12 protein-coding genes are annotated in these 13,175 nt (G+C 57.8%); 9 read left to right on the plus strand and 3 right to left on the minus strand.

The window, feature by feature from the left end; all coding sequences use genetic code 11:
• Window positions 1-182 precede the first annotated feature (182 nt).
• The gene (locus tag N5C09_RS06300; RefSeq protein WP_063451487.1) at window positions 183-1,223 is read left to right on the plus strand and encodes an AI-2E family transporter; all 1,041 of its coding nucleotides are present in this window, start codon (window positions 183-185) and stop codon (window positions 1,221-1,223) included.
• Here N5C09_RS06300 and N5C09_RS06305 read toward each other — a convergent pair.
• Entirely contained in the window at window positions 1,220-2,167 is a 948-nt protein-coding gene (locus N5C09_RS06305) for a zinc-dependent alcohol dehydrogenase family protein (RefSeq protein ID WP_279748679.1), read from the minus strand. The two genes, N5C09_RS06300 and N5C09_RS06305, sit on opposite strands and share 4 nt — an antisense overlap.
• Window positions 2,160-3,194, minus strand: a complete 1,035-nt coding sequence (locus N5C09_RS06310; protein ID WP_279748681.1) for an LLM class flavin-dependent oxidoreductase — start codon at window positions 3,192-3,194, stop codon at window positions 2,160-2,162. Before N5C09_RS06310 ends, N5C09_RS06305 begins: the two co-directional genes overlap by 8 nt.
• 205 nt (window positions 3,195-3,399) lie before the next feature.
• Here N5C09_RS06310 and yajD point away from each other — a divergent pair, with 205 nt between their 5' ends.
• The 8 genes from yajD to pqqF all read left to right on the plus strand — a co-directional run bounded on the left by yajD (window position 3,400) and on the right by pqqF (window position 10,566).
• Window positions 3,400-3,747, plus strand: coding sequence for an HNH nuclease YajD (gene yajD / locus N5C09_RS06315; protein WP_006808895.1), 348 nt, complete (start codon window positions 3,400-3,402; stop codon window positions 3,745-3,747).
• A gap of 167 nt (window positions 3,748-3,914) precedes the next feature.
• Window positions 3,915-4,934, plus strand: a complete 1,020-nt coding sequence (locus N5C09_RS06320; protein ID WP_279748682.1) for a dipeptidase — start codon at window positions 3,915-3,917, stop codon at window positions 4,932-4,934.
• A 137-nt stretch (window positions 4,935-5,071) separates the two neighbouring features.
• Complete coding sequence (pqqA, locus tag N5C09_RS06325) at window positions 5,072-5,143, plus strand: pyrroloquinoline quinone precursor peptide PqqA (RefSeq protein WP_002905689.1); 72 nt, start codon at window positions 5,072-5,074, stop codon at window positions 5,141-5,143.
• A gap of 55 nt (window positions 5,144-5,198) precedes the next feature.
• Window positions 5,199-6,116, plus strand: coding sequence for a pyrroloquinoline quinone biosynthesis protein PqqB (pqqB, locus tag N5C09_RS06330; protein ID WP_063451494.1), 918 nt, complete (start codon window positions 5,199-5,201; stop codon window positions 6,114-6,116).
• 2 nt (window positions 6,117-6,118) lie between these two features.
• Window positions 6,119-6,874 (plus strand): pyrroloquinoline-quinone synthase PqqC, encoded by a 756-nt coding sequence (gene pqqC, locus N5C09_RS06335; protein WP_023306095.1) that lies wholly within the window; start codon window positions 6,119-6,121, stop codon window positions 6,872-6,874.
• Between the two features lie 2 nt (window positions 6,875-6,876).
• The gene (pqqD, locus tag N5C09_RS06340) at window positions 6,877-7,155 is read left to right on the plus strand and encodes a pyrroloquinoline quinone biosynthesis peptide chaperone PqqD (protein ID WP_063451496.1); all 279 of its coding nucleotides are present in this window, start codon (window positions 6,877-6,879) and stop codon (window positions 7,153-7,155) included.
• Window positions 7,142-8,284 (plus strand): pyrroloquinoline quinone biosynthesis protein PqqE, encoded by a 1,143-nt coding sequence (gene pqqE / locus N5C09_RS06345; protein WP_063866848.1) that lies wholly within the window; start codon window positions 7,142-7,144, stop codon window positions 8,282-8,284. The genes pqqD and pqqE overlap by 14 nt, the downstream gene beginning before the upstream one ends.
• A 5-nt stretch (window positions 8,285-8,289) precedes the next feature.
• Window positions 8,290-10,566 carry a pyrroloquinoline quinone biosynthesis protein PqqF gene (gene pqqF / locus N5C09_RS06350; RefSeq protein ID WP_279748683.1) on the plus strand — a complete coding sequence of 759 codons (2,277 nt, stop codon included), beginning with the start codon at window positions 8,290-8,292 and terminating at the stop codon, window positions 10,564-10,566.
• Between the two features lie 87 nt (window positions 10,567-10,653).
• On the opposite strand, the gene N5C09_RS06355 is transcribed toward pqqF, so the two are convergent.
• The gene (locus tag N5C09_RS06355; protein ID WP_279748685.1) at window positions 10,654-13,083 is read right to left on the minus strand and encodes a glucose/quinate/shikimate family membrane-bound PQQ-dependent dehydrogenase; all 2,430 of its coding nucleotides are present in this window, start codon (window positions 13,081-13,083) and stop codon (window positions 10,654-10,656) included.
• Window positions 13,084-13,175 lie beyond the last annotated feature (92 nt).

Genomic DNA, 13,175 nt, shown 5'->3' on the forward strand with positions numbered 1-13,175 from the left:
GTGTTGCTTCTCGTCTTTGCGGATGAAAATTGTCCTCAGTAGTTGAACACGCCTGATTTGTATCATAAGCCAGGAATTTACTCAAAGCCTTTTCATTTCTTTACCCAGTCTGTTTGATTTTGGTTAGTTTTTTTAATCCGCTTTCCCCTCTATTATAAATAAAAAACTTTTCAGGAACGTCCATGGCCAAACCCATTATCACCCTCAACGGGCTTAAGATAGTCATCATGCTGGGCATGCTGGTGATCATTTTGACCGGCGTTCGTTTTGCGGCCGATATCATCGTGCCCTTTATCCTGGCGCTTTTTATCGCGGTGATCCTCAACCCGCTGGTGCAGCGGATGGTGCGGATGCGCATACCGCGCGTGCTGGCGATCAGCCTGCTTATCAGTATTATTATCGTTGCGATGGTGCTGCTAGTTGCCTATCTGGGAACGTCCCTGAACGAGCTGGCGCGAACCCTACCGACATACCGTTCTTCCCTGGCGACCCCGCTGCTGCAAATTGAACCCTGGCTGCAACGCGCCGGCATTGAAGTCTCGGTTGAGGAGTTGCTTAAATACATCGATCCGAATGCTGCCATGACGATTGTCACCAGCCTGCTGGCACAGCTTTCCAACGCCATGACCTCCATTTTCCTGCTGTTCCTGACGGTCGTGTTTATGCTGCTGGAAGTCCCTCAACTGCCTGCAAAGCTACAGCACATCATGGTGCGTCCGGTGGAAGGAATGGGCGCCATTCAGCGCGCGCTCGACAGCGTTTCACGCTATCTGGTGCTGAAAACGGCCATCAGTCTGGTGACGGGATTCGTGGTCTGGGGGATGCTCGCCGCGCTGGACGTGCGTTTCGCCTTTGTCTGGGGGCTGCTGGCCTTTGCCCTTAACTACATTCCTAACATCGGCTCCGTGCTGGCGGCGATCCCCCCTATCCTTCAGGTGCTGGTTTTCAGCGGTTTGTATGATGCGCTGATTCTGCTGGCAGGCTATCTGGTGATTAACCTTGTCTTCGGGAACATTCTTGAGCCACGCATCATGGGACGCGGGCTGGGGCTTTCAACCCTCGTTGTGTTCCTGTCCCTGATCTTCTGGGGCTGGCTGCTTGGGCCTGTCGGCATGCTGCTCTCCGTTCCGCTGACGATTATTGTGAAAATTGGCCTGGAGCAGACCGCCGGTGGACAAAGTATCGCTGTACTGCTGAGCGACATGAGCCATAAGGCCGATTAATTCTCCATCGACAGCACGGGTTTGCGCGTTCTACCCGCTTCGCGATAGTTGCCCAATGCCCGCTGCCATTCCGACAGAGGGTAAAGGGTGACATCGCTGCACTGGCTGTCCCGCAGTTTCGGCCAGATGCGCTGAAACTCCGCCTGCCACGCCTCCGTGCTGAGCGCGTCCAGGTAGTTACGAATGTGAAACCACGCCACGCGCGGCAGCGCCCGCTGCTGCCGGAACGTCTGACCGGAGAGCAGCCCGTAGCAGACAAACGTGCCGCTTTCAGGCATCACGCCCAGGATCGTCTCCGCCAGGCTGCCGCCCGTGGCGTCGTACACCACGTCTGCGCGCGCGGCGGCAGCGTTGACTGCGGCCATATCATGTTGCGCAATGGGGACGATCCCTAATTCGGCCAAACGTTGAGCGTGCACGGGCGAGCGGTGGATCCCATAAACCGCCTCTGCACCCGCCTGACGAGCCCATTGCCCGAGCAGAACGGCGCAGTCAGAACCGGCAGCGGTGAGCAGCACCGTTTTACCTGCCGGAGGATAGCGGTCCAGCATCATCTGTGCGGCAAGCGGGTTGATATACGCCCGCGCGGCAAGCAGCGAGTCGACGTCGTCCGGGACAGGAACCGCGTACCCTGCCGGGCAATCGACATAACGCTGCCACGTCCCCTTCCCCCGTAACGGCAGCACCCGCTTGCCCAGCAGCGTCGGGTAAGCGGCGGGCGTTTCGGTTACTATTCCGACCCCTTCATAACCGGCTATCGCAGGCAGCGGCGTGCGATGGCGATACGCCCCGGTTATGGGGATAAGATCGGAGGCGTTCACCGGCGAAAAAAGCATGCGCACACGTATCTCTCCCGGCTGGCGCGGCGGCATGGGGGCGGTTTCCGGTTGCAGTACCGATTCAGGCTCACCAAACCGGCGATACCAGAGGGCCAGATTAAGCATTACGATCGCGCCATCCCATTTCCGGTGCGACATGTTTCAGTATGGACTCGATGACATGCGCGTTGTATGCCACGCCCAGCTGATTCGGCACGGTAAGCAATAGCGTATCCGCTTCAGCGATGGCTTCATCCTTTTTCAGCTGTTCAATCAGCTTGTCTGGCTCTGCGGCGTAACTGCGTCCGAAAATTGCCCGCGTTTTCTCATCCAGATAGCCAACGCTGTCGCTCTCGTTGCGGCCTGAACCGAAATACATCCGGTCGCGATCGTCCATCAGGGCAAAAATACTGCGGCTGACCGAAACGCGCGGCTGACGAGTATGCCCAGCCTCTGCCCAGGCCTGTCGGTAGGCACGGATCTGTTTTGCCTGCTGAATATGAAACGGCTCGCCGGTTTCATCGTCTTTTAGCGTTGAGCTTTGCAGGTTCATCCCCAGTTTTGCTGCCCATACTGCCGTTGCATTGGAGCCAGCCCCCCACCAGATACGATCGCGTAAGCCTTCTGAATGCGGCTCCAGACGCAACAATCCCGGCGGATTGGGGAACATCGGCTGTGGGTTAGGCTTCGCAAACCCTTCACCACGTAATACATCAAGCAGTACCTCGGTGTGGCGGCGCGCCATATCAGATTCGTTTTCCCCTTCCTGCGGCACGTAACCAAAATAACGCCAGCCATCAATCACCTGCTCCGGGGAGCCCCGGCTGATACCCAGCTGTAATCGCCCGCCGGAGATGAGATCTGCCGCGCCAGCATCTTCCGCCATATACAGCGGATTCTCGTACCGCATGTCGATCACGCCCGTACCGATTTCGATGCGTTTGGTTTTCGCGCTTATCGCAGCCAGCAAGGGGAATGGCGAACTGAGCTGGCGGGCAAAGTGGTGCACGCGGAAATAAGCGCCGTCCGCGCCCAGCTCTTCAGCGGCGACCGCCAGATCGATGGACTGTAGCAGCGCGTCAGCCGCGGTCTGCGTGCCGGACTGGGAAGACGGCGTCCAGTGACCAAACGACAAAAATCCAATCTTTTTCATAGTGGAGTATCCTGATGAAGCATTGCGTGATCCCTACTCTACGCATTCGCGGATGAGAATAAATGGGGATTATTTAACGGAATGCTTCAAATAAACTGACAGAAAATGCAGACCACAGGCATCCCTCCCGCCGAGGAGGCATTCTCCTGCCATCTCATAATGGGATATAGTGTGAACTATTCTTTTTTAACAGGTAACAACAGCAATGGCTCTGATCCCCAAAAACTACGCACGGCTGGAAAGCGGCTACCGTGAAAAAGCGCTAAAAATTTACCCGTGGGTCTGTGGGCGCTGCTCGCGAGAGTTTGTTTATTCGAATCTTCGTGAACTCACGGTTCACCATATCGACCACGATCACACCAATAACCCGGAAGACGGCAGTAACTGGGAGCTGTTATGCCTGTTTTGCCACGACCACGAACACTCAAAGTACACCGAAGCAGACCAGTATGGCACCACCGTTGTCGCGGGTGAGGATGCGCAAAAAGACGTGGGTGTCGCTACGTTTAATCCTTTTGCCGATCTCAAAGCGATGATGAACAAGAAGAAATAATATCAACGGCTTTACCGCCCATCGGCAACAATACGATGTGCCGATCGTCTTACTGTTAAGTGATATTAACAATTGCTGCTAAGTTGTAAATTTCCCCTTGCCGGACGGGACAAATCGGTTATCGTGCCAGGCAACTTTTTCGGCAATACAAGACAGTGGGATGCGCTATGGCGATTTTTGATGGTCACAATGACCTGTTGCTTAATTTATGGCTTCACCATCGCCAGGATCCGGTAACGGCTTTCTTTTCCGGTATTGAGAACGGACATCTCGATTATCCCCGTATGCAGCAAGGCGGATTTTCCGGCGGGCTGTTCGCGCTGTTCGTGCCGCCGCAGGCGTATATCGCCCGCATGGCGCCGCAATACGCCAGCGAGCCGTGGGAGCCGATCGACATTCTCTGGCAGCAGTTGACGATCCTTAAGCAGCTTATCGCACACTCCGCAAACCGGGCGCGGTTGTGCCTGAGCGCGGCGGATATCGAACGCTGCCGTCAGGATAATGTGCTGGCAATGGTGGCGCATATTGAGGGCGCGGGCGGTTTTGACGGCGAGGGAGACGATCTACGGGCCTTTTATGCCGCAGGCGTGCGCAGCATTGGGCCTTTCTGGAACATTGCTAACCGTTTCGGCACCGGCGTTAACGGGGCGTTTCCCGGCAGCCCGGACAGCGGCCCTGGACTCACCGCAGAGGGGATCGCCCTCATCAGGCAGGCTAACGCCCTGAACATGGTGATTGACGTCTCGCATATGAATGAAAAGGCGTTCTGGGATACCGCTCGTCATTCCTCTTCCCCGCTGGTCGCCACCCATTCCAACGCCCATGCGCTGTGCCCGCAACCGCGCAATCTGACCGATCGCCAGCTGCTGGCTATCCGCGACAGCGGCGGCGTGGTGGGCGTTAATTTCGGCAACGCCTTTCTGCGCGCCGACGGTAAACGCGATAGTGATACTCCGCTGAGCACAATCGTTCGCCATATCGACTATCTTATTAACATCATGGGTGACGATCACGTCGCGCTCGGCTCCGATTTTGACGGCATTACGCTGCCGGATGAGTTGCACGATGTGAGTGGTTTACCGCGGCTGATCGGCGCGTTGCGCGATAGCGGCTATGATCAATTTGTGCTGAATAAACTGCTGTGGGGCAACTGGCAAAAGGTATTGCAAAATGTTTGGCAACAATAGGTTGCGTTGTAAACATTACGTTAATTCCTTACATATTTTGGGTTGAGCTTTGCCCCCCTGTAGCGCATTATTTGATGACCATCACAAAACTGGCACAAACGATGGCGTTAGTGCTGTATTTTAAAGAGGAAAAAACGATGTGGAAGAAACCTGCTTTTATTGATTTACGTCTTGGCCTGGAAGTGACGCTGTACATTTCCAACCGCTAATCACTCAGCCCGCCATCCGTGCGGGCATTTTCGTTTTACTACCTGGCCTATCTTCATGTTTATTAAAGTCCTCGGTTCCGCCGCCGGCGGCGGTTTCCCACAGTGGAACTGTAACTGTGCCAACTGTCAGGGTTTGCGCAACGGTACTCTTCAGGCGACCCCTCGCACCCAATCGTCGATCATCGTCAGCGATAACGGCAAAGAGTGGGTGCTGTGTAACGCCTCGCCCGATATCAGCCAGCAGATTGCCCACACGCCAGAACTGAACAAGAAAGAGGTTCTGCGCGGCACGCATATTGGCGGCATTATTCTCACCGACAGCCAGATTGACCATACCACCGGGCTGCTCAGCCTGCGCGAGGGCTGCCCGCATCAGGTATGGTGTACGCCCGAGGTACATGAAGATCTTACCAGCGGTTTCCCGATTTTTACCATGCTACGGCACTGGAACGGCGGCCTGATTCATCATCCGATTGCCCCGCTCACCGCCTTTAGCGTGGAAGCCTGCCCTGATTTGCAGTTTACCGCTGTCCCCATCGCCAGTAACGCACCGCCCTATTCGCCGTGGCGCGACCGCCCGCTGCCGGGACATAACGTGGCGCTGTTTATCGAAAACCGCCGCAACGGTCAGACGCTGTTCTACGCGCCGGGTCTCGGCGAACCCGATGACGCCATTCTGCCGTGGCTTAAAAAAGCGGACTGTCTGCTGATTGACGGCACCGTCTGGCAGGACGATGAGCTCCAGGCCGCTGGCGTCGGGCGCAATACCGGCCGCGACATGGGCCATCTGGCGCTCGGCGATGAACACGGCATGATGGCGCTGCTGGCCTCACTGCCGGCAAAGCGCAAGATTCTGATACACATTAATAACACTAACCCGATCCTAAACGAGCAATCGCCGCAGCGTCACGCCCTCACGCAGCAGGGAATAGAAGTGAGCTGGGACGGGATGACCATCACGCTTCAGGACTAACTATGCACATTCGCGAAACGCTCTCGCCGCAAGAGTTTGAACACGCCCTCCGGGCGAAAGGCGCCTATTATCATATTCACCATCCGTACCATATTGCGATGCATAACGGCGAGGCCAGCCGCGAGCAAATCCAGGGCTGGGTGGCGAACCGTTTTTACTATCAGACGACGATCCCGCTGAAGGACGCGGCAATTATGGCGAACTGCCCGGATCCGCACACGCGTCGCAAATGGGTGCAGCGCATCCTCGATCACGATGGCAGCAACGGTCATGACGGTGGTATCGAAGCCTGGCTCCAGCTGGGCGAGGCCGTGGGGCTTAGCCGCGACGACTTAATCAGCGAACGCCACGTGCTGCCCGGAGTCCGTTTCGCCGTCGACGCTTACGTTAACTTCGCCCGCCGCGCCAACTGGCAGGAAGCGGCATGCAGCTCGCTAACCGAGCTGTTTGCTCCGCAAATTCATCAGTCGCGTCTCGACAGCTGGCCACAGCACTATCCGTGGATCAAAGAGGAAGGCTATTTTTATTTCCGTAGCCGCCTCAGCCAGGCCAGCCGCGACGTTGAACACGGTCTGGAGCTGGCGAAGAGTTACTGTGACAGCGCGGAAAAGCAGAACAGGATGCTGGAGATCCTTCAGTTTAAACTCGATATCCTGTGGTCAATGCTCGACGCGATGACCATGGCCTACGCGCTACAGCGTCCGCCTTATCACACGGTCACCGACAAAGCGGCCTGGCACACAACCCGACTGGTATAAGCATGCAAAAGAACTCAATTGTCGCCTTTCGTCGCGGCTATCGCCTGCAATGGGAAGCCGCGCAGGACAGCCATGTGATCCTCTATCCGGAAGGCATGGCTAAACTCAATGACACTGCGGCCGCCATCCTTGAACTGGTCGATGGCCAACGCGATGCGGCAGCCATTATTGCCGTACTCAACGAACGCTTCCCGGAAGCCGGCGGCGTGGATGACGACGTCGTTGAATTCCTGCAAATCGCTTATCAACAGAAGTGGATTATTTTCCGTGAGCCAGAATAAACCCGCCGTCAATCCACCGCTGTGGCTGCTGGCGGAGCTGACCTATCGCTGTCCGCTACAGTGTCCTTACTGCTCTAACCCGCTGGACTTCGCCCGGCAGGACCAGGAGCTCACCACCGAACAGTGGATCGACGTTTTCCGCCAGGCGCGGGCGATGGGCAGCGTGCAGATAGGCTTTTCCGGCGGCGAACCGTTGACGCGTAAAGACCTGCCGGAGCTGATTCGCGCCGCCCGCGATCTCGGTTTTTATACCAACCTGATCACCTCGGGAATTGGCCTGACGGAGAGCAAGCTCGACGCGTTCAGCGAGGCGGGTCTGGACCATATCCAGATAAGCTTCCAGGCCAGCGATGAAGTGCTTAACGCTGCGCTGGCGGGGAATAAAAAAGCCTTCCAGCAGAAGCTGGCGATGGCCAAAGCGGTTAAAGCGCGCGATTACCCGATGGTGCTGAATTTCGTCCTGCACCGGCACAATATCGATCAGATCGATAAGATCATCGAACTGTGCATCGAACTGGACGCCGATGACGTCGAACTTGCCACCTGCCAGTTCTACGGTTGGGCGTTCCTCAACCGTCAGGGGCTTCTGCCGACGCGGGAACAGATCGCCCGCGCTGAGCGCGTGGTCGCTGACTACCGGCAAAAAATGGCCGCCAGCGGCAATCTGACCAACCTGCTGTTCGTCACTCCCGATTATTACGAAGAGCGGCCAAAAGGCTGTATGGGCGGCTGGGGGTCGATTTTTCTCAGCGTAACCCCGGAAGGCACGGCGCTGCCCTGCCACAGCGCGCGCCAGCTGCCGGTGGAATTCCCCTCGGTGCTTGAGCAGAGCCTGGAATCCATCTGGTATGACTCTTTCGGCTTCAACCGCTATCGCGGGTTTGACTGGATGCCGGAGCCGTGCCGCTCCTGCGATGAAAAAGAGAAAGACTTCGGCGGCTGCCGCTGCCAGGCCTTTATGCTTACCGGGAATGCTGATAACGCCGATCCGGTGTGCAGCAAATCGCCGCATCATCATAAAATTCTGGACGCGCGACGCGAAGCAGCCTGTAGCGATATGAAAATTGGCCAGCTTCAGTTCCGCAACCGAACCCGTTCTCAGCTTATCTATAAAACCCGGGAACTGTAGCGACAATGACCATCCGCATCGTTGAGCTGGCGGGCGGTTTACGCGCAACGCTGGTTCATCAGCCGCAGGCGGCGCGCGCGGCGGCGCTGGTGCGCGTGAACGCCGGAAGCCACCATGAGCCACCGCGCTTCGCCGGCCTCGCGCATTTGCTTGAGCACCTGCTGTTCCGCGGTAGCGAGCACTATCGGGGCGACGATCGGCTCATGGCCTGGATCCAGCGTCAGGGCGGCAGCGTCAACGCCACCACACTGGCTCGCCACAGCGCGTTTTTCTTCGACGTTGCCGCCGATAACCTGTCCGACGGCGTCGCACGACTGCGGGATATGGTGCAGGCGCCGCTGCTTTCCCGGCAGGACATCCAACGCGAAGTGGCGGTCATTGATGCGGAAAACAGGCTCATCCAGCAGCATGATGCCGCCCGGCGCGAAGCCGCGGCGCGCCACGCGATGGAACAACCGGGGGTTTTTCGCCGTTTTCAGGTGGGTAGCCATGATTCTCTGGGGCAAGACACGGGATCGCTGCACGCCGCGTTGCGCGGATTTCATCGCCGCTATTATGTCGCCGGACACCTGCAATTGTGGCTACAGGGACCGCAAACGCTGGATGCGTTAGCCGAGCTTGCCCATACGTTTGCGGCAGGTTTTGCTTCAGGTGGCGTGCCTGAAGCCGCCCCCCTGTTACGCCTTAGCGCTGAAGCAGATTATCAGCTGGCAGTGACGGAGCGACCCGCGCTGTGGCGTTGTCCGTTAATCCGAAAAAGTGACAACGTCACCTTACTTCGGGAATTCTTGCTGGACGAGGCCCCCGGAAGCCTGATTGACGGGCTGCGGGCGCGCGGGCTGGCAGAAGACGTATCGCTGGACTGGCTTTATCAGGATGACGATTACGGCTGGCTGGCGCTAACGGTTGACGGCGAACGGCCCGAGGCCATAGATCCGCATATCACGCGCTGGCTGCGGGCCCTACAGCAAACGACGCAAGAGCAACAGCGGCATTATTATCGTCTGGCACAGCAGCGCTTTAGCGCCCTGTCGACCCTTGATCAGCTTCGCCAGCGGGCGTTTGGTTTTGCACCCGGCGCGGCGCCGGTTGATTTTTCCGCCTTCTGTGCCGACTTACTGGCGGCGCCTACCTCGTATCTGGCCTGCAAAAAAATGGACGCCGCCGGGACAATTTCCAGCCAGGGATTTGCCCTGCCGCTTAGCCACTGGCGTCGCCAGCCGGTTGCGGATGAGAGCCCCATTGCGTTTTCCTTCTACCCACAGGCTACCCAATATTCTGCCCCAGCCCTGACGCCAGAAGCCGTTCCGCTGCTGCATTTATCGGCGCAGGCACAACCACCGACGCTGATCCTCCGCAGGCCTTTTTATTCGCGCGTAAGCGAGTCACAGGGTGTGGCGGCAGGCAAACAATTACGCCCTCTTCTGGCTGAACTGCGCCATATCGGCGGCAGCGGCGAGTGGCAAACGGTGGAGGGTAGCTGGCAGCTAACCCTGCGGCTGCCTGACGCAGTGGTGACGGCGGAACCCATCCTCAGGGCGATTGCCGATCGCCTCTCACGCCCCACACCGGCTGTTACGCCAGCGCCAGAAGGCATCGCGATCCGTCAGCTGCTTAAGCAATTGCCTGAACGGCTGGCATCGGAACCGCCCCGGGACGGCTGGCTGGCGGCGTTAGCTGGCGGCAGCGACGAACTCGCGCACGGGTTAGCCCGGCAGCTTGGCCTGCTCCGGGTGCCGGTTAACGCTTGGTCGTCGCCGTTCAGCGATTGTCCCGGCGGAATCGAACGTATCCCGCACGTCAGCGCGGACTCGGCACTGCTGGTGTTTATTCCGCTGCCGCCGGGCGCTTCGCTCGCCGCGCTGCGGCTGCTGGCGCTATACTGCGAACCGCAATTTTTCCAGCGCCTGCGCGTGGAACAGCAAATTGGCTACGTGGTCAGCTGTCGTTATCAGCGTATTGCCGATCGCGATGGCCTGCTGCTGGCGCTACAGTCGCCTGACCGTTCTCCCGTGGAGCTGCTGGGCTTCTGTAAACGCTTTTTGCGCGAGCTGACGCCGTGCGATGAATCCGGGTTCAGCCTATTGCTACAGCAGCTGGCGACGCAGATCCGGTCACCGAGGGATGCCAGCACCACGGCAGTGGCCGCCCTTCGCCAGCGCTATGGTTTGCCGGTGTTAACCCCGCAGGCTATCGATGCCCTGCAACATGATGAGATCATCGCGCTGTGGCGCGAAATGACTCGCCGCCGCCGTCGCTGGCGGGTGCTTTTCGCTGGCTGACCGGAACCGCCGCTTTCCCGGTATGCGTGATTTTTAGCCATAAAAAAAGCCCCGTACTAAGACGGGGCCTGGCTGCTTATTTCGCTGTTACTTATCCAGCGCGTAGGCAATCACGTAGTCACCACGATCCGGCGACTGGCGTGCACCGCCGGCAGAAATCAGAATGTACTGTTTGCCGGTTTTCGGTGATACATAGCTGATAGGACCGCCCTGGCTACCCACCGGGAGACGCGCTTTCCATACTTCTTCCCCCGTAGAGGAATCAAAGGCACGCAGGTAGTAATCCTGGGTTCCGGCAATAAAGACCAGACCGCCCTGAGTGGCGAGCGTACCGCCCAGCGTCGGCATACCGACAGGCATTGGCATGCGCATTTTTACCCCAAACGGACCGGTATCCTGAACGGTACCGACCGGCACCTGCCAGACGATTTTCTGCGTTTTCAGGTCAATGGCGGACAGGGTGCCAAACGGGGGTTTCTGGCACGGAATGCCCAGCGGTGACATGAAGCGGTTTTTGTTGACCGAATATGGCGTCCCTTTCATAGGAACGGCGCCCATTCCGGCGTTCACGGCTTCACCGCCCGTGTTTGCCACTGCGCTTTGCGGATCTTGCTTAATCAGCTGAACCCACAGACCCAGACGCATGTCGTTGACGAAAATGTACTGGTTGTTCGGATCCGTGGACAGACTGCCCCAGTTCATTCCTCCCAGCGAGCCCGGGAAACTCAGGGAAATATCGGTGCCCGGCATCGTGTACAGACCGTCGTAACGCATTGATTTGAAGCTGATACGACAGGCCAGCTGGTCAAACGGCGTCGCTCCCCACATATCAGACTCTTTCAGGGTCTCCGCGCCAATCTGCGGCATGCCCACGGAACGTGGCTGCGTTGCGGGATACTGCTCACGCGGAATATCCGCTGGTTTTACCGGAACCTCTTTCACTTCGGTGAGCGGTTTACCGGTCAGGCGATCGAGAACGTAAATCTGCCCCGCCTTGGTGCCCACCACGACCGCTGGCTTGTTGCCTTCTTTGGTTGGGAAATCAACCAGGCTCGGCTGCATCGGAATGTCGAAATCCCAGAGGTCGTTATGCACGGTCTGGTATACCCACTTCTCTTTCCCGGTTGTCGCATCCAGCGCCAGGATTGAGGTGGCGTACTTGTGGTCTTCCGGAATACGGTCAGCGCCCCACAGGTCAACAGAGGAACTTCCCATCGGGATAAACACGGTATTCATCGACGCATCCCAGGACATAGGGGCCCAGGAGTTTGCGGAGCTACGTTTGTAGTGTTCGCCCGGCTTCAGAACATAGTTCGGATCCGGATTACGTGGATCGAACGCCCAGCGCAGCTGGCCGGTGATCACGTCATAGCCGCGCAGCACGCCGCCCGGCATATCGGTGCTTACGTTATCCGCAACGCGACCGCCTACCACGACCGTGGTGCCCGCCAGGGTTGGGGCCGACGTCAACACGTAGGTGGGATCTGACACATCGCCCATCCCTTCATGCAGGTTAACGCTGCCGTTAGTGCCGAAGTCCGGACAGAATTTGCCGTTATCGGCGTCTAACGCGATCAGCTTACCGTCAATGGTATTCATCAGAATACGACGCTGGCATGCTGCGCCCGGTGCGACCTGCGCAGGCAGAACCGGCGTGGAGCCGGCTACCGTTGGCTGCACCAGCGGTTTGGTGGCATCGAAGTATGCCAGACCACGGCAGCGCATCCAGATGGCAGACTTGGCGTTGATTTCCGCTTTCCAGATCTCTTTACCGCTGTCGGCATCCACGGCGATCACGTTGTTATGCGGCGTACACAGGAAGACACGATCGCCTACCTGTAACGGCGTTTGCTGATCTTCTGCGCCATTGCCATCCGGGCTTAGCGGAATGTCACCGGTATGGTAGGTCCAGACCGGTTTCAGATCTTTCACGTTGTCACGGGTTATCTGGTCCAGCGCCACAAAGCGACTGCCGCCGGCCGTATTACCGTAGTGATCCCAGTTCTGCTGTTTCGCCTCGTCTTTTACCGGCACCAGCGGGCGCTTGTCGCCGCTAAACGGCACGGTCGGATGGGGTTGAAACATCTGAACAAACGTGACGCCCATGCCGATAATAAGGACTGCACAGACCCCCATCGCCCCTTTTGTGGAGGACGGTTTTCCTTCACGCTTGCGCAGTGCAGGCCAGCTGGCTGCTGCCAGCACCATCAGCCCGGCGGGTACCATCAAACGGGAAACCAGCGGCCAGAAGTCGAGTCCGGCATCATAAAATGCCCAAATCAGGGTGCCAAGAAACACGAGGGCAAACAGCCCCACGGCGGAAGACTTGCGGCGGAAGAACTGGATTGCAGAGAGCAGCGTGAAAACCCCGGCAATGAGAAAGTACCAACTCCCTCCCAGGGTAACCAGTTTAAAACCGCCGATGGCAAAGAACAGCCCCGTCACAAGAAGTACCACACCCACCAGCAGGCACCACAGGCCTAACCAGCCGAACGGGCGGGGATTATTGTCTGACATAAAAATGAATCTCCTGATTTCTTTATATAAAGCAGGGTTTTATTAACTGCCACGATGCTAAAACCCTGCACAACGCTAATTGTTCGTATGCG

It is taken from the genome of Enterobacter sp. GD03975, from assembly GCF_029838645.1.
In the GTDB taxonomy this organism is placed as follows: Bacteria; Pseudomonadota; Gammaproteobacteria; order Enterobacterales; family Enterobacteriaceae; genus Enterobacter; species Enterobacter quasihormaechei.